Source organism: Nocardioides ferulae (genome assembly GCF_003660455.1).
In the GTDB taxonomy this organism is placed as follows: Bacteria; Actinomycetota; Actinomycetes; order Propionibacteriales; family Nocardioidaceae; genus Nocardioides; species Nocardioides ferulae.
In genome coordinates, this window is record NZ_QZVR01000007.1 from 152,473 (window position 1) to 169,122 (window position 16,650).

Below are 16,650 nucleotides of genomic sequence, written 5' to 3' on the forward strand. Positions count from 1 at the left end.
GTTGGTGCGGATCATGGGGTGGTCAGGCTGAGCCCGACCACTCCTGGCCAGAACGCGAAGAGCACGGTCACCGGGAGCACGAGGAACACCACCGGGACCATCATCAGGACCTCGCGACGCGCAGCAACCTCGATCAGCTCGCGACGCCCGGCCTCCCGGACGTCGGCGGCCTGCGCGTGGAGGACGTCGGCCAGGGGCGTGCCACGCTCCACGGCGACGGCGACCCCCTGGGCGAATCGAGAGACCAGCGGCAGTCCGCTGGTGGCGGCCAGCCGGTCGAAGGCGGCGCTGACCGGCTCGCCCGTGCGGACCGCCGCGAGCAGCCGCTCCAGGTCGCGAGACAGCTCGCCGCGGCTGCGTCGCACCACCCGGTCGAGTGCCACCACCGGGCTCTCCCCCGCGGCGACCGCCAGGGCCAGCAGCTCGGCGATGGTGGGGAACTCGGCGAGGATGCGCCGCTCGCGCGTCTTGACCTGGCCGGAGAGGCGCTGGTCGCGCGCGACGACGCCGCACGCGAAGGCGGACACGCACAGCATCGCGGAGGCGACCGCACTGCCGGGGTCGGCGAGGGCGCGGAGCACCCCGTAGGCCGCGGCGACCGCGAACGCGGTCAGCCCCCACAGCAGCTGCTCGACCCGGAAGTCGTGGACGGTGCGCTCCAAGCCGGCGCGCTCGAGGCGGCGGCGCACCGACTCGTGCCCGCCGAGGAGCCGTCCCATCATCTCGGCGGCACGCTGCACCGAGGGGCCGAAGACCGCCCGCACCGGGTTGCCGGAGGCCTGGGTCGCCGGGCGAGCACCGGGCGCGGACTGGAGCGCGGTGACGTCGCGCACGTAGGGCAGCACTCGAATGGAGAGTGGCGGCCTCCGGATGGCGGCGACCCGGGCCGCCGCCAGGATCAGGCCCGCGGCCGTCGCCAGACCGAGCAGCCCTCCCCACACGGCCGGGGTCATGACAGGATCCGGCGCTCGGTGGGCAGCCGACCGATGCGCATCATCAGCCGGTAGGCCAGCGCGCAGGCCCCGGCGCCGATGCCCAGCACCAGGACCCCACCGGGTGAGGCGTAGCGGTGCACGATCTCGGTCTGGAACGACATGAACAGCAGCACGATCCATGGGGCCGCGACGGCGAGGCGGGCTCCGTTGATCGTCCACGCCTGGCGGGCCTCGAGCTCGGAACGGGTGTGCGCCTCGTCGCGCAGATAGCCCGAGAGGTTGCGCAGCAGCCGGCCGAGGTCGCCGCCGCCCACCTCGCGGGCCACCCGGAGGCCCTCCACGACCCGGTCGCCGACGGGGTCGGCGAGCCGCGCCTTGAGCCGGTCGAGGCAGTCGCCGAACCGTCCGGTGAGCTGATAGTCGAGGGCGAACTGCGCGAAGGCGTCGCGCAGGGCCAGGGGTCCGCGGACCCCGAGCGCGGAGAGCGCGTCGGGCAGCGACATCCCGGCCCGCACCGCGGACGCCAGATGGTCGACGGCCTCGGGCCAGACCTCGGCGAACTCGCGTTGCCGACGTCGCGCCCGGCCCGCGACCACGAGCACCGGCGCGTAGCCGGCCATGGCCGCGAACGCCACCGCGATCGGCACGGTGCCCGAGACGGCCTGCATCACCAGGCCCGCCCCGGCCGCACAGCCCAGGCACAGCGCCAGCAGGGACCGGGCGGAGACGTTCGACATGCCGGCCCGGGCCAGCAGGACCGTGAGCCGGCCGTCGGTGCGCCGCTCGCGCTGGACGTCGCGGGGCAGGAAGAACGCCGACCAGATCAGCAGCAGACCGAGGCCCGTGGTGAGCCCGAGGAGCGCTCCCATCAGCGGGCCTCCGCGAGGATCCGGTGCACGTCGACGCCGACCCGTTCGTAGAGCTCCGGACGGGGTGGCATGCCGGTGCTGCGGCGCAGCTCGCCGCCGCGCCGTTCGAAGATGGGCTCCGCCTCGATGATGTCCTGCTCGACCCTCCCGGGCACGCCCACCACCTCGTTGACGCGGCGTACGCCGTGGTGGTCGATGCCGAGGTGCACCACCAGGTCGACCGAGGAGGCGACCGTGGGGACCACGAACCTGGCCGAGATGTTCTCTCCGGCCAGCAGCGGGAGCGTGCACATCTTCACCAGCGCCTCGCGGGCGCTGTTGGCGTGGATCGTGCACATGCCCGGCAACCCGGCGTTGAGCGCCAGCAGCAGGTCGAGGCACTCCTCGGCACGCACCTCGCCGACGATGATCCGGCTCGGCCGCATGCGGAGGGTCTCGCGGACCAGGTCGCGCAGCCGGATCTCACCGGTGCCCTCGAGCCCGGACTGCCGGGTCTGCAACGGCACCCAGTCGGGGTGGGGGAAGCGAAGCTCGAAGACCTCCTCGGCCGACACCACCCGGTCGCCACCGGGGATGGCGGCGGCGAGGCAGTTGAGCATCGTGGTCTTGCCGGCCTGGGTGCCGCCGGCCACGAGCACGTTGAGACCGGCCCGCACCGAGGCGTCGAGGAAGAGCGCGGCGGCCGGAGACAGCGAGCCGAGGTCGACCAGGTCGCGCAGCCGCGTGGCGCGCAGCACGAACTTGCGGATGTTGATCGCGGGGAACCCCCGACTGATGCCCTCCAGCACCACGTGCAGCCGGTGCCCCTCGGGCAGCATCGCGTCGACGAACGGCTGCGAGATGTCGAGCCGACGACCGCTGGACTTCAGCATCCGCTCGACCAGCTCACGCACCTGCTCGACGGTGAGCACCAGGTTGGTCAGCTCGTGCCGACCATGCCGGGCGATGAAGACCCGGTCGGGCGCGTTGATCCAGATCTCCTCGACCGCCGGATCATCGAGGAACGGCTGCAGGGGCCCGAACCCCGACACCCGGGCCACCAGCTCGGCCACCACCGGGGCCACGTCGGGCACCGGCTCGACCGCCCCGGTCAGGCTGCGCTCGTCGTGGGCCCGCACCACCTGCTCGGCCAGGCGGCGTACGACGTGCGCGTCGCGCTGCGGGTCGATGCCCTCACGGCGCACCAGGTCGCGCAGCTGCGTGTCGAGGCGTTCGACGACCTGGTCGCGCCCGACCACGCGGTCGACCTGCCGCCGCGGTGCAGGCGGCGGCATCGCAGGCGGCGGCACCGGTGGTGTCGCAGGTGAGGTCAAGGTCATGCGCGGTCCCCGGTTCCCGAGTCAGGTGACGATGCAGCAGAAGGTAGGCCAGAGAATCCGGGTCGCGCTAGAGGAGATCCCGGCCTTGTGGAGAACAGGGATCACACCAGCCGCGCCGGCCCCAGGAGTCGCCCCGCGCCTCGGCCGTGCTCGCTTGCCCGGGCGCGACCTCGGCTCAGCCCACCGACGACGCGGACCCGTCGGCGTCCTCGGCCCGCGCCGGCATGCCGGCGTCGACCAGCTCCACCAGGTCCGCGATCGAGTCGACCACCCGAGTGGGCCGGTAGGGGAAGGTCGGCACCTGGTCGGCGCTCGTCGAGCCGGTGGTCACCAGCACCGTCCGCAGTCCGGCCTCGAGGCCGCTGATGATGTCGGTGTCCATCCGGTCACCGACCATCACGGTCGTCTCCGAGTGCGCCTCGAGGCGGTTGAGCGCGCTGCGCATCATCAACGGGTTCGGCTTGCCGATGAAGTACGGCGTGCGCCCCGTGGCGGTGCTGATCAGCGCTGCCACCGAGCCCGTGGCGGGCAGCTTGCCGGCCTGGCTAGGCCCGCTCGGGTCGGGGTTGGTGGCGATGAACCGGGCCCCGTCGTCGATCAACCGGATCGCCCGGGTGATCGCCTCGAACGAGTAGGTGCGGGTCTCCCCCAGCACCACGTAGTCGGGCTCGCGGTCGGTCATCACGTAGCCGATGTCGTGCAGTGCCGTGGTCAGCCCCGCCTCGCCCACGACGTACGCCGACCCGTTCGGCCGCTGCTCGGCCAGGAACTGGGCGGTGGCCAGGGCGGAGGTCCAGATGGCGTCCTCGGGCACGTCGATGCCGCTGCCCAGCAGCCGCGCTCGCAGGTCGCGCGGGGTGAAGATCGAGTTGTTGGTCAACACCAGGAACCGCAGGCCGCTGGCCTTGAGCTTCTCGATGAACTCCTGTGCTCCCGGGATCGGCACCTCCTCGTGCACGAGCACGCCGTCCATGTCGGTCAGCCAGGTCTCGACAGGGCGCTCCACCACACGGTCACTCATGCGTCCAGTCTGGCAGTGCGGCCGGGCAGCGTGGCGTGTCGCCGCGGCGCGGAGCGGCAGGGAGCGGCTCAGCGCCGCGCGATCCGCAGGTCTCGCCGGAGCGCGTCGACGAACACGTCGATGGCCCGCTCGTAGTCGGCCTGCGAACCCTCCTCGTCCCAGGAGCGGTCGAGGTCCCCGTCGCGGTAGCCGGTCCGGAGCAGGTAGAGCGTGCCGATGTAGGGGCCCTCCCGGAAGGCGACGACGTCCTCGCCCCCCTTCGCTCCGTAGACCACCCGGGCCGCCCAGTCGGCACTGGTGCGCAGGCGGGTGCTGTCCCGGTTCAGGTAGCCGCTGCGCAACCGCTCCTTCGCGGCCGCGACCGACGGCGGCATCTCCAGCGTCAGGTACATGTAGACCGACACGTCGAGGTTGTCGTCGAGGGTCCACCGGGAGCGGGAGCAGCCGGTCTCGGCGTACGCCTGCTCCTCGGTGGAGTCGAGCAGCTCCTCCTCGACCACGTCGACACCGAACGCCGGGACGGTGTGCCAGGCGGGCTGGTTGTCCGGCTCCCCGGCGATGCGCCGGAACGCCTCGCTGTCGAAGACGCTGCAGGCGTCGAGCACGGGCGTGCTGCCGTTGTGGTCCTCCTCGCCGAGGATCGTCGGCAGGTGACGCTGCGGCAGCCGCGGGTCGTCGACCCGCTCGAGGATGATCTCGAAGAGCCGGCGCATCGTGTCGAGCCGTTCGGCGATCACCTCGAGGTCGTCGGCGAGGTCGACCTTCGCCTTGCGGTCGGTGTCGAACATCAGCGTGTAGCGGATGGTGCCGCGCAGCAGCTCGATCGAGTAGGCGTCCGTGCCCACCGGCAGGAACACGCCGCGCTCGTCGGCTCGCTGCGCCTTGCCCGTGTAGTCGTTGCGCCACTTCTCCACCACGCGCGGGCCCGCGGCGAGCTCGGCGACGAACTCGATCAGCTCGGGCTGGCCGCTGGCGGCCGCCGCCTGCTCGAAGACCCGGAGCTTGCGCGGGGTGAGCTCGTCGCCCTCGGTGCGCGAGGCGTAGAACAGGTTGGCGTCCGCGGACCCGTGCTGCTCCATGTAGAGGGCGAACGGGTCCATCGTGCAGGCGGTGTACTGCCCGGTGTCCACCACACCCTGCACGGGCAGCGACCGCTCCATCATCAGCTCGTCCATCTCGGCGGTCTCGGGGAAGTCGTGGACGGCGGTCAGGTCGTCTCGCGTCAACAGCTGACAGGGGCTGACGTAGGGGCGCTTGCCCACCCGGATCCTCTCCCGCACCGGCAGCCAGTCGCGGAACCGGCGCGGCTCCTCGGTGGGCTCGGCGGTGGGTTCCTCGGTGGGGTCGGCGCTGGGGTCGGCCGTGGCGGTGGCCGTGGTCTGCACGCCGGCCGGGCCGGACGCGGTGGACGCGCCGCCGTCGTCGCGCAGCACCCAGTACGCCGTGCCGCCGCCGGCGAGCGAGAGGACCAGGGCCACCGCGAGCAGCACCCAGGGCCAGCGGCGTCGCCCGCCCGGTCCGGCCCCACCCGAGTGCCCGGGCCCAGGTGGGGCGCCGGGGGGTGGGAAGCCCGGGGGTGGGAAGCCCGGCGGCGCGAACCCCGGGGGCGGTCCGGTGGGGGGCGGGCCCGAGGGTCCGTGCGGCGGGCGGTGAGGCGGCGGTGGCGGCGGCGGGAACGGTGCGGACACGACCGGCACCCTCCCCCGTCCGGCGCCCGATCACACCCGACCCGCGGCCGGGCGCTCGAGTTTGCACGAGGCTGCAACCCAGCGGGCACGCGTGGTGTTGCATGACCTGGTGCCGTCTCCTCCCAGGCCGTCCCGCCGCCTGCTCACCGTCCTGCTGGCGTTGGTCCTCACCCCGCCCGCCCTGCTGTCGTCGGCCGCGGCCACCGGAGGAGGGGACGCCGCCACGTCGGCGGGCCCCGCAGCGACCGCGCCGGTGATCCGGGTCAACCAGGTCGGCTACGCGACCGGCGAGCCGATCGTCGCGCAGGTCATGGCCAGCGCTCCGCTGGGAGACGCCCGCATCGAGGTGGTCGACGAGGCCGGCGACGTCGTCTCCACCGGTCCCTTGGGTCCCGACGTCGGGCCGTGGAGCCCGCGCTGGCCGCACGTGCACCGGGCCGAGGCCCCCTCCCTCGCCCCGGGGCACTACCGGCTCGTGCTCGCCGGTGAGGACGACGTGTCGTCCCCGGTCTTCGAGGTGGCGCCGGCCGGCGAGCTCTACCGGCCGCTGGCCGCCAACGGCGTCCGGTTCTTCCAGGCCCAGCGCGACGGGGCCGACGTGCTCCCCGAGGTGATGCGGCGCCGCCCCAGCCACCTCGCCGACCGGTCGGCACGGCTGCACGCACCGCCGCGCTACCGCGACGGCCGGCTCCTCGGCCGGCTCCGCCCCGCGGGCGGCCGCGTCGACGTCTCCGGCGGCTGGTTCGACGCCGGCGACTACCTCAAGTTCGTCGAGACCACCAGCTATGCCGCCGCGCTCCTGCTCGTCGCCGCCCGCGACGCCGCGCAGCCCGTCCCCGGCCTGCGCGAGGAGGCGGCGTACGGCGTCGACTGGCTGGAGCGCGCGTGGCTGGACCGCTCCCGCAGGCTCGTCTACCAGGTGGGGCTCGGCGACGGCCGTCCCGGCCTGCTCGGCGACCACGACGCGTGGCGGCTGCCGGAGACCGACGACCGACGGCAGGTCCGGCCCGGCGACCCGGACTACTACCTCGAGCACCGGCCCGCCTTCGTCACCGGAGGCCGTGACCAGCGGATCAGTCCCAACCTGGCCGGTCGCACCGCCGCGGTCTTCGCGCTGGCGGCCCAGCTCGCCGCCGACCGCGACCCGGCACGGGCGCGGGCCCTGCTGCGCCAGGCCCGCGTTGTCCTCTCCCGGGCGCGCACCCGAGACGTGGGCCGGCTGCTCACCACCTCGCCGCACTCCTACTACGAGGAGGACGAGTGGCGCGACGACCTCGAGCTGGGGGCCGTCGAGATCGCCCTGGCCGGCCAGGCCCTGGGGGTTCCACCGCGCCGGCAACGGGCCGATCTGCGGCTCGCGGCACGCTGGGCGCGCGCCTACCTGCGCAGCCCCCGGCACGGCTGGTACACGCTGGCCCGAGACGACCAGTCGGCTCTCGCCCATGCCGACCTGGTGCAGGCGATGGCCGCCCACCCCGACCTGTCGCTGGCCGTCGGCCGCGAGGAGCTGGTCGGCGACCTCGAGGCGCAGCTGCGCATCGCGCGGCGACGGTACGCCGCGCCGCTGGGCTTCGGCGGCCGCGAGGACCCGGGCGCCGACTTCGCGCTCGGCGCGGCCGTCACCGCCCGGCTGCGCCAACGGCTCACCGGCGGCTCCGTCCCGGCCGCGATCGGCGCCGAGCTCCGCGACTGGACCCTCGGCGCGAACGCCTGGGGCACCTCGCTGGTGATCGGGGCCGGCAGCACCTATCCCCACTGCCCCCACCACCAGGTCGCGAACATTCTCGGCTCCCGTCCCGGCTTCGGAGAGGAGCTCGTCGGCGCGGTGTCCAACGGCCCGGTGGCCGCCGGCTACCTGCGCGGTCTCGGAGCACCGGGCGCGTACGCCGAGCCGTGCTCGGCGGGCGCGGGGTGGGCGCGGTTCGACGGTCAGGGCGCCCGCTACCTCGACGACGTGCGCGCCTACGCCGCGACCGAGCCGGCGCTGGACTACGTCGCGGTCTCGGTGCTGGCGTTCGTGCTCGAGGCGGACGCCACCGGCTGAGCCGTCTCGCCGGTCACTGGGCACCCCCGCGGGAACGTGCCGAGCTCCTCGACCCGGTAGCCGTCGGGATCAGCCACGACGGCGGGACGGGTCACACTCCGGAGAGGTCCCGGCCCGGCGCCGGCTCACGCGCGGCCCGGAACAGCAGGAGCACGACCAGCACGAACACCACGAGGCCGGCCAGGACGACGACCAGGGCCAAGGGTGCCAGGGCGTCATCCTCGCGCGCCAGCACGACCGTGATCGCACCCGCGGCGGTGACCCCCAGCGTCCACCAGCGGAGCCGGTCGGCCGACGCCCGGTGCGCCGGGCACACCGCCATCACCGCGGTGCAGACCGAGAACACCACCACGAGCTCGGCGACCAGGTGGACGAGCTCCAGCGCGTCCTGTCCGCCGAACCACAGCGGCACCGAGACCACCAGCCCGACGAAGGCGGCCGACGAGGCGAGGCCGAACGCGCGGTGCCGGCCGGCCAGCGAAGTGAGCGCCGCGAGCGCGAACAGCCAGCCGAGGGGGTCGGGCACCACGTCCAAGTCGTCGAACCGCAAGTCGACCGCCACGATCAGCAGGCCCCACGCCACCCCCGAGAGTCTCGCCACACCGCGGACCCTACGGGCTCCCGGCGGCCTCCGCCGAACGGCCGGGGCGGACGACGGGGGGCCGCGACGGCGCGATCACGACGATGCGATCACGACGACGCGGTCTCGCCGGTGACCGGGCAGCCGCGCGGGAACGTGCCGAGCTCCTCGACCCGGTAGCCGTCGGGATAGCTGCGGATCCAGTCGAGGTCCTCGATCCGCTTGGGCTCCCGGCGCGGCGGCGCGAGGCGCAGCACCAGCCCGCGGGCCTTCAGCGCGCCGCGCGAGAGCGCGACGACCGGCGCCGGCGGCGCGGCGTACCCGAAGGCCTCGCGCAGCGGCTGGTCCATCAGCGCCCGGCTGAACACCTCGACCGGCCGGGCCAGCGGCTTGGCGTAGAAGGTGAGCAGCAGCGCGAGGGTGGCGTCGGCGACCCGGCGGCCACCGGGGTCGAACCCGAAGTGCTCGCGCTCGTAGGAGTCCATCAGGTCGGCGAACTGCTCGTAGGTCTCCGGGATGTCGGGGATCGCCATGTGCTTGCCGAGCCGCCGGTAGTAGTTGACCGACGCGCGCAGCTCGGCCGGGGTGAGCCGGCGCTTGCCGTAGTCGTCGATCCACCGCTTCGGCACCACCACGAACGTGCTCAGCACGTAGCGCATCTCGTGGTCGGGGATGTCGTAGCTCTTGTGCATCTGGTTGATCCGGCGGATCGCCGTGCGCGCCTCCGGGTCGTCGAACCCCTTGCTGAACGGCACCTCGAGCAGCAGCGCGGTGTCGTCGTAGCGCTTCTGCGTGGCGGTGGTGAACGCCCCGGTCTCGTCGAGCAGCCGCCCGATGCCCGGCACCGCGTAGGTGCGGAACAGCGCGAAGCTCAGCGCCTGGTTCATGTCCCAGGGGAACTCGTGCTGGACGACGTTGCGGTAGATGTCGACGTAGTCGACCTCGGGGTCGAGGGTGTCGTTGAGCCTTCTCCAGTGGTCCCGGCGCATGGCCACCAAACTAGAGCGTCAACTCCACTTCGTACAGACCCAGCCCCCCGGGCCACCACGACGCCGGGGCGATGACCGATCTCCGGGCCGGGGTCAGACACAATCACGCACCATGACCGAGGAGGGCCCTGCGAGGAGCATGAGGGCCGCTGCCGGGGTGCTGGCTGTTGCCGCCGTCCTCGCCTTGCTGGTCGGCCTCTGGCTCGGCCGGGGCGGAGACCCGGAAGCCGAGCGGGCGGCACAACTGAGCGAGGTGGGGCTGACGCTCTACCTGCCGGAGCTGGCAGGGAACCTGCCCTCCGGTGTCGTCGACGAGGTGGAACCCGGCGTCGACGACCAGGACCCGGCCCCCGCCCACCCTGGCGGCGGCGACCAGCCGAGGCCCACGCAGGTGCGGGTCACCAAGGGCGTCGTCTTCGTCACCTACACCGTGTCGGGGCGCCCCACCTACACGCTGACCCAGCAGACCGTCCCGGTCGGACCGCTGTGCCAGTCCGTCGCACAGCCGGCAGGCAGCGACTGCACGGTCGGCGACGGCGTCCTGCGTTCGTCGATGGAGGAGATGGCCACCCTCGCCGTGGTTCGCGGCGGGACGCTCCTGGTGCTCCGTGGCCTGGTCGTCGAGGCCAATCCCGGGCTTCTCGACGCCGCCGTGACGGCCCTGCAGACAGCGCCGGCCGTCTCCGCCGAGGAGCTCGCCTCCATCGCCGACTGACGCAGCACGGTCCCGACCCCAGCCGTCCCCCAGCTCGTAGACTCGGCGGGTGCGCACCCCGGTCCAGTCCCGCAGCGAGGTCTCCGCCGACCGGATGCTCGAGGCGACCCTGGCGCTGCTGGCCGAGGGGGGCCTGCCGGCGGTGACCGTCGCCGCCGTCGCCTCGGCGGCCGGCACCTCCAACGGCTCGCTCTACCACCGGTTCGGGGGTCGCACCGGGCTGCTGCTCGCCGCGCAGGAGCGAGCGCTCGGCACCATCGAGGCCGCCACGGCGGACGCCTTCGCCCGCGCCGACGCCGAACCGGACGACGACCGGGCCGTGGCGCTGCTGGCCCGGGCCGCGCTCGACATCTTCGTCGAGCACCGGGGCGCGATGCGGGCTTTCCTGGTCGAGGCCCCGGGCGCCCCCGACCACGCCGCGATCGAAGAGCGCAGCGTACGCAGCAGCCACCTGCTCGCGCGGACCGTCACCGGCTGGCTGCGACACCGCTTCGACGCCGCCGCGGCCGATGCCGAGGCGGCCTATCGGATGCTGTTCGCGCTGGGTGCCTCGCAGGCGCTCTTCACCGACGACCAGATCTCCCCCGGTCCGCTGGCGCACGACCAGCTCGCCGACGCGGTGGCCCGAGCGGTCCGGGCGATCGTCACCGAAGGCGCTGCTCAGCGTGCCCCGAAGACCTGAGCGACGTACCACCGGCCCTGAGACTTGCGCGCGGCCAGCCCCATCAGGCGGTAGTCGGCCTCGAGGATGTTGGCGCGGTGCCCCGCCGAGCGCATCCACCCGCGGTTCACGGTCGCGCGGCCGGTCGGGAAGCCGGAGGCGACGTTCTCGCCGGTGCTGGTGAGCCCGCAGTCCTCGAGCACGGGCTGGAGGTCCTGGTGGAAGATCTCGCCCCGGCGCGCCATCTTGCGTGCCTGCTGGGCGGCCTTGCGCTGCAGGCAGCGCCCCGGATCGAGCCGGACCAGGTCGTGGTCGGCACGCTGCTGGTTGGTCGCCCTCACCGCGCCGCTCGCGTAGTCCCGGGCACCGCCCTGAGCAGCGTCCGGAGCCTGCCGCGCGTGGGCGGGGCCCGGCGCCACCGAGAGGAGGGGCAGCAGCAGGGCGCCGACGCCGGCTGCGGTCCGTGGAAGGGAAGCCACGTTCACCTCGCTTCTGCGGCCCGAGCCGCGTGGAGGACGAGTCCTTCCACCGTAGACGCCGATGCCGCTGGGTCAAGTCGGCCCCATGCGCCCGACTCCGGTTCAGCGTCGCGGTAGCAGCACCTCAAGGTCGCCGGTGTGCTCGTCGCGACGCAGCCGGCCCCCCAGCACCTCGGCGACCGCCGCGGCCCGCTCCAGGGGCTGCTCCTTCCCGGCCGACGAGGGCTTGGCAGGGCGGCGCGGCTGCTCGGTGATCACCCGCACCCGCAGGTGCCCGCCCGGATGGCAGTCGAACGCCAGCCGCACCGGGCCGGAGGTGCCGCGCTGCACCTCCGCGAGCACGAGGTCGAGCACGTGCTCGATCGGGCCGGGGGTGTACGGCGTGTCGAGCGCCCCCTCGACCCCGGCGGTGACCTGGCGGTCCCGCTCGCCCAGCGCGTCGGCCCAGCGTTGGGCGAGCTGGGTGGCCAGCTCGCGCAGCGGGATCTCCGCACCCTGGACCAGGGCCCCGGAGCGAGAGAGCTCGACCAGCTCCCCGGCGACCGCGTTCACGGCGTCCACCCGGGCCAGGCCGCGGGTCGCCGTCTCGCGGGCGTCCTCGGGGAGGTCGTCGCGCAGGGCGAGGTCCTCCAGCTCCAGGCGCAGTCCGGTGAGCGGGGTGCGCAGGTGGTGCGAGGCGTGCTCGGCGAAGCTCTGCTCACGCCGCAGCCGCTCCTGCAGCTGCCCGGCGCTGGTCCGCAGCGCCTGCGCGATCGCCTGCGCCTCGGGGATCCGGGTGCGCGGCAGCTCCAGCTCGAACCGGCCGCGACCCAGCGCCCCGGCGGCCACCGCCAGCCGGCGGAACGGCGCCGACATGGCCCGGGCGATCAGGTAGCCCAGCACACCGGCCAACGCCGTGAGCACCAGCACCAGCACCACCAGCGACGGCAGGTGGTGGGTGAACAGCCGGGGCACCACGTCGTCGTCCTGGCGCAGCGTCAGCGTGGCGTCCTGCACCACCTCGGACGCCTCGAGGTCGTCGTCGGAGTGGTCGTAGCCGGCGCCGACGGCCACGACCTGACGGGCTCCGAGGTCGAGGAGCAGCTCGTTGTCGTCCATGACCAGCCCCTGCAGGAAGGCCTCGTCGATGACCGCGCCACTCTGCATCCGGTTCTCGACGAGTTCGCCGAGCACCCGGACCTCCTGCTGGAGGTGGGCGCTCTCCCGGGCCACCACGGCCTGGTCGAGGGTGAAGGCGCGCACCACCGCCGCGCCGGAGAGCAGGAGGAGGGAGACGACGACGAAAGCGAGGGTGATCCGCTCACGCATCGACGGGGCTGCCCTCGAGGCGGAACCCCACGCCTCGAACGGCGACCACCCGGTCGGTCACGCCCACGCTCTCGAGCTTGTGGCGCAGCCGGCCGATCGTCACGTCGAGCGTCTTGGTCGAGCCGTACCAGTTCTCGTCCCACACATCGGCCATCAGCCGCCCGCGGGAGACCACCTTGTCGCGGTTGGCCACGAGCAGGCTCAACACGTCGAACTCCTTGCTGGTCAGCGGGACCTCTTCGTCGCCTGCGTAGGCGCGGCGCGCCCCGACGTCGATGCGCAGCATCCCCTCGGGCATGCCCGCCACCGAGGTCGCCGCCGTGCGCCGCAACAGGGCCCGCACCCGGGCCTGCAGCTCGGCCAGGCCGAACGGCTTGGCGAGATAGTCGTCGGCCCCGTAGTCGAGGCCCACGACCCGGTCCAGCTCGCCCGCGCGGGCCGTGACGATCATGATCGCGCCGTCGAACTGCGACTCCCGCAGCTTGCGGCAGACCTCGAGGCCGTCCATGTCGGGGAGGCCGAGGTCGAGGATCACCACCTCACGCGGCCGGTTGCCCAGCTCGTCGAGCGCGCGCTGGCCGCTGTCGACCCACAGCACGTCGTAGCCCTCGCGTTCGAGGGTGCGGACGAGAGGAAACGCGATGTCCTCTTCGTCCTCGACGATCAGCACTGTGTGCCCCATAAGGGTGAGCATAGTTGCACCGGGGGTCGGGTCGGGTGCAGATCCCTTCAGTCGGCGACGACGCGCGCCCCCGGATGGGTCCGCGGACGCCGATGCGCGCGCCCGAGAAGCAGGGCCGTCGCGGCCGCGGTCGAGACTGCGACACCGGCCAACAGCGCCCAGCGCCCCCCGCCATGCAGGAACGGGTAGCCGACGTAGGGCACCGCGAACAGCACCCGCGAGCGGGTCGGCACGTCGCGCGGCAGCACCCACGGGTCGACCGAGGGCCGGGCGTCGCCCTGGGTGCGGAGTCCCTCGGGGCTGATGGACACGATCCGGTGTGTGACCAGGCCGTCGACGCCGTGACCGGGAGGCGGCTCGAAGGTGATGACGTCGCCGACCTCCAGCTCGCTGGAGGCCACCTCGCGCTCGAAGACCACCGAGCCACGGTCGACGCTGCCGGCCCTCGAGCCGGACATGGCGTCGGACGCGACGACGAAGCGCTGCAGCCCGAACATCGTCGGCAGCAGCGCCAGCAGCATGACCGGAGTGAGCACCACCACCACGAGCAGGGTGATGCCCGAACCGGACAACGAGCGGTGCCGTGGCACCGGGGAGATCTCCATGACCGTCCTCCCGAGAGATCAGAGGGTGACGCGGCCCCGGGGCACCGGGACCGCAAGGAAGGGCCGCCGGCCCGGGTCCCCTACAAGACCCGGGCTGGCCGCCCCCCTCGAAAGCCCGGTCGGCGCGCTCCCCTCGCACCGGGCACCCCCTCGTGCCCCCGCCCCCTCCTACGGGTCCGGTCCTTCTCTTTCTTCAGTTGTCCCGGGCTCCGCTCCCTCTCGGTCGCGGGACCCGGTCTGTCTCCCCCGCGCGAGCCGGCCGGAGCCGGACCGCGCCGTACAGGCTCACGGCTGGCTGGTCAGCCAGGTGTATTCGGCCGTCGCGGTCTCGGTGCCGGGCCGCACGAAGGGTGCGTCGTCGGGCAGCGAGACCGTGAAGGTGAAGGTGGTCTCCTCCTGCGGTTCCAGGAAGCCCATGTCCTGGGCGAAGTCGCTCATCGCGCCGAACTGGCCGGCGAAGAGCTGTTGACCGTCGCGGCTGATCTGCAACTCGAGGCGGCCGTTGTCGAAGTCGGCGGGCTCGGCGTCCTCCGCGAAGGAGAGCCGGGAGCTCACGTCGGCGTCGTTGCGGATGGTGACGGTGCGGGTGATCGTGTCGCCCGGCTCGATGTCGGTGACGGACAGGGTCGCGCCCTGACCGTCGCTGGCCACGAGTCGGATGCCCGAGGACGAGTCGCTCGCGCTGCTCAGCTCCACGCTGCCGACGACCAGGGCCAACAGCCCCGCGCCGAGCACGGAAACCAGCGGAAGGACGAGCCTCCGCTTGTACGCGATACCCATGATTGCTCCCGGGTCAGTGTGACCCGGCTCCTCTCATCTCCGAAGGTATGAGGGAGCGCTCCACGCACCTTCCACGCTGCGTGCACCGTTGGGTAACAAGGCATCCAGCCCGGTCGCGGGCCCCGAAAGGGAGGTCAGGCGAACAGGTCGCCGAGGTCGGCGACCCGGTCCAGGACCTCCTCGAAGCGGAACTGCTCGAGCCCCATCGGGTCCTCGGCGCCGGCCTCGACCTCGGCCCAGGAGACGGGCGCGGCAACGGTCGGCAGCTCCCGGCCGCGCAGCGAGTACGGCGCCACGGTGGTCTTCGACCCCGCGTTCTGCGACCAGTCGAGGAAGACCTTGCCGGGCCGCTTCGCCTTGGTCATCGTCGCCGTGACCTGGCCGGGCTGCTCGCGGGCGAGCTCCTCGGCGACCTCCTTGGCCAGCGCGGTGGACTCCTCCGAGGGCAGCCGGTCCGGCAGGTCGGCGTACAGGTGCAGGCCCTTGCTGCCGCTGGTCACCGGCCTGGGCCGCAACCCCCGCTCGTTCAGCTTGTGCCGCACCGCCAGCGCGACCTGGCAGCACTCGTGCAGACCCGCGGGCTCGCCGGGGTCGAGGTCGATGACCAGCCGGTCGGCGTCGCGCGGCCGACCGCGGCCGTCGACGGTCCACTGGTGCACGTGCAGCTCCAGCGCCGCGAGGTTGACCAGCCAGGTGAGCGTGGCGAGGTCGTCGACGACCGGGAACTCCAGGGTGTCCCCTCCCCGGGACGGGCCGCGAGACCCGGTCGTCGGCACGGTCACCGTGCGCACCCACGACGGCGTGCCCTGCGGCACGTTCTTCTCGAAGAAGCTGCCGTCGCCGACCCCGTGCGGCCACCGGATCCGGGTGACCGCCCGGTCGGCGAGATGCGGCAGCATCGTCGGAGCGATCTGGGCGTAGTAGTGCAGCACCTCCCCCTTGGTGGTTCCCGTGCGCGGGTAGAGCACCTTGCCGAGGTTGCTCAGCCGCAGCACCCGCCCCTCGACCTCGACCGAGACCTCCTCACGCTCGGCCATCAGAGGTCCTCCGGGGTCAGGTCGGTGCGGACGCCCTGGTACGACGGCTGGCGGAGCCGCTGGTCACGGGATGTGTGGTGGGTGTCGACGTCGACCACGATCACCGGGTCCACCCAGTGGGTGCCGCGCGCGTCGACGCGGGGCACCTCGTCGCAGAACGGGCTGTCGGCCCGGCCCAGCGGCTCGAGCAGCCCACCGAGCACGCGCGCCACCGCCCCACCGATGCCGCTGCCGACCCGGCCGCGGTAGGCCAGTCCGGCCGCGGTGGGCTCGCCCACCAGCACCGCGCCGAGGCGGCCGGTGGTGCCCTCCTGGGGCCGCCACCCGCCCACCACGTAGGAGCGGCGCAGCCGGTGCGCCAGCTTCAGCCAGTGCGGGCTGCGCTCGCCGAACACGTAGCGGGAGTCGCGGCGCTTGCTGACCACGCCCTCGAGCCCCTGCTGCCGGGTGGCCTCCAGCAGCATCGCCCCGTCGTCGTACCCCTCGGGCGCCTGCCAGGTCGGCCGCGGCAGGTCCAGACCGGCCAGCAGCTCCCGTCGCCGCTCGAGCGGCTCGCCGGTGAGGTCCCGGCCGTCGAGCCGGAGCAGGTCGAAGACCATGTACGTCGCGGGGACCCGCTCGGCGAGCCGGGCCGCCGTGACCGCCTTCCGCACGTGCATCCGGTCCTGGAGCACCCGGAAGTCGGGCAGCCCGGACTCGTTGAGCGCGATGATCTCGCCGTCGACCAGCAGGTCGCGGCCGTCGGGCGGCACCACGATGTCGGGCCAGGCGGTCGCGACCTGGTTGCCGTTGCGGCTGATCAGGCGCAGCTCGTCGCCGGTGAGGTCGGCGAGGATCCGCACGCCGTCCCACTTCACCTCGTGCGTCCAGGCCGCGCCGGTGGGCACGGTGGCGGTCTTGGTGGCGAGCATGGGGCGCACGGGTCCATCCTGACCGAT

17 protein-coding genes are annotated in these 16,650 nt (G+C 73.4%); 3 read left to right on the plus strand and 14 right to left on the minus strand.

Annotation, left to right across the window (positions count from 1 at the left end):
• Positions 1-11: 11 nt before the first annotated feature.
• From D6B71_RS10815 to D6B71_RS10835, 5 genes are all read right to left on the minus strand, one after another.
• On the minus strand, positions 12-953 hold the full coding sequence (locus D6B71_RS10815) for a type II secretion system F family protein (RefSeq protein WP_121254864.1): 942 nt from the start codon (positions 951-953) through the stop codon (positions 12-14).
• Positions 950-1,804 (minus strand): type II secretion system F family protein, encoded by an 855-nt coding sequence (locus D6B71_RS10820; RefSeq protein ID WP_121254865.1) that lies wholly within the window; start codon positions 1,802-1,804, stop codon positions 950-952. The genes D6B71_RS10815 and D6B71_RS10820 overlap by 4 nt, the downstream gene beginning before the upstream one ends.
• Complete coding sequence (locus tag D6B71_RS10825; RefSeq protein WP_240641309.1) at positions 1,804-3,042, minus strand: TadA family conjugal transfer-associated ATPase; 1,239 nt, start codon at positions 3,040-3,042, stop codon at positions 1,804-1,806. Before D6B71_RS10825 ends, D6B71_RS10820 begins: the two co-directional genes overlap by 1 nt.
• Positions 3,043-3,298: 256 nt before the next feature.
• Positions 3,299-4,144 carry an HAD-IIA family hydrolase gene (locus D6B71_RS10830; RefSeq protein ID WP_121254869.1) on the minus strand — a complete coding sequence of 282 codons (846 nt, stop codon included), beginning with the start codon at positions 4,142-4,144 and terminating at the stop codon, positions 3,299-3,301.
• 68 nt (positions 4,145-4,212) lie between these two features.
• On the minus strand, positions 4,213-5,634 hold the full coding sequence (locus tag D6B71_RS10835; protein WP_164519618.1) for a hypothetical protein: 1,422 nt from the start codon (positions 5,632-5,634) through the stop codon (positions 4,213-4,215).
• Positions 5,635-5,941: 307 nt separating this feature from the next.
• Between D6B71_RS10835 and D6B71_RS10845 the strand changes: the two genes are divergently transcribed.
• Entirely contained in the window at positions 5,942-7,876 is a 1,935-nt protein-coding gene (locus D6B71_RS10845) for a glycoside hydrolase family 9 protein (protein WP_164519619.1), read from the plus strand.
• Positions 7,877-7,967: 91 nt separating this feature from the next.
• Here D6B71_RS10845 and D6B71_RS10850 read toward each other — a convergent pair whose 3' ends face one another.
• Both D6B71_RS10850 and D6B71_RS10855 read right to left on the minus strand, forming a co-directional pair.
• Positions 7,968-8,477, minus strand: a complete 510-nt coding sequence (locus tag D6B71_RS10850; RefSeq protein ID WP_126688236.1) for a hypothetical protein — start codon at positions 8,475-8,477, stop codon at positions 7,968-7,970.
• 89 nt (positions 8,478-8,566) lie between these two features.
• On the minus strand, positions 8,567-9,445 hold the full coding sequence (locus tag D6B71_RS10855) for an oxygenase MpaB family protein (RefSeq protein ID WP_121254879.1): 879 nt from the start codon (positions 9,443-9,445) through the stop codon (positions 8,567-8,569).
• A gap of 112 nt (positions 9,446-9,557) precedes the next feature.
• Between D6B71_RS10855 and D6B71_RS10860 the strand changes: the two genes are divergently transcribed.
• A complete protein-coding gene (locus D6B71_RS10860; protein ID WP_126688237.1) occupies positions 9,558-10,160 on the plus strand; it encodes a hypothetical protein in 603 nt (200 codons plus the stop codon).
• 49 nt (positions 10,161-10,209) lie between these two features.
• A complete protein-coding gene (locus D6B71_RS10865) occupies positions 10,210-10,842 on the plus strand; it encodes a TetR/AcrR family transcriptional regulator (RefSeq protein ID WP_121254883.1) in 633 nt (210 codons plus the stop codon).
• On the opposite strand, the gene D6B71_RS10870 is transcribed toward D6B71_RS10865, so the two are convergent.
• The 7 genes from D6B71_RS10870 to ligD (D6B71_RS10900) form a co-directional block, all read right to left on the minus strand.
• Entirely contained in the window at positions 10,821-11,300 is a 480-nt protein-coding gene (locus tag D6B71_RS10870) for a CAP domain-containing protein (protein ID WP_164519620.1), read from the minus strand. The two genes, D6B71_RS10865 and D6B71_RS10870, sit on opposite strands and share 22 nt — an antisense overlap.
• Positions 11,301-11,402: 102 nt before the next feature.
• Positions 11,403-12,608 (minus strand): sensor histidine kinase, encoded by a 1,206-nt coding sequence (locus tag D6B71_RS10875; protein ID WP_121254887.1) that lies wholly within the window; start codon positions 12,606-12,608, stop codon positions 11,403-11,405.
• Positions 12,601-13,290: a response regulator transcription factor gene (locus tag D6B71_RS10880; protein WP_121254890.1), complete on the minus strand. Its 690-nt coding sequence runs from the start codon at positions 13,288-13,290 to the stop codon at positions 12,601-12,603. Before D6B71_RS10880 ends, D6B71_RS10875 begins: the two co-directional genes overlap by 8 nt.
• 47 nt (positions 13,291-13,337) lie before the next feature.
• Entirely contained in the window at positions 13,338-13,895 is a 558-nt protein-coding gene (locus D6B71_RS10885; RefSeq protein WP_121254892.1) for a S24/S26 family peptidase, read from the minus strand.
• A gap of 285 nt (positions 13,896-14,180) precedes the next feature.
• Positions 14,181-14,675 carry a hypothetical protein gene (locus tag D6B71_RS22740; RefSeq protein WP_164519621.1) on the minus strand — a complete coding sequence of 165 codons (495 nt, stop codon included), beginning with the start codon at positions 14,673-14,675 and terminating at the stop codon, positions 14,181-14,183.
• A gap of 134 nt (positions 14,676-14,809) precedes the next feature.
• Positions 14,810-15,712: a non-homologous end-joining DNA ligase gene (gene ligD, locus D6B71_RS10895; protein WP_121254894.1), complete on the minus strand. Its 903-nt coding sequence runs from the start codon at positions 15,710-15,712 to the stop codon at positions 14,810-14,812.
• Entirely contained in the window at positions 15,712-16,623 is a 912-nt protein-coding gene (gene ligD, locus D6B71_RS10900; RefSeq protein WP_121254896.1) for a non-homologous end-joining DNA ligase, read from the minus strand. Before ligD (D6B71_RS10900) ends, ligD (D6B71_RS10895) begins: the two co-directional genes overlap by 1 nt.
• Between the last annotated feature and the right edge of the window lie 27 nt (positions 16,624-16,650).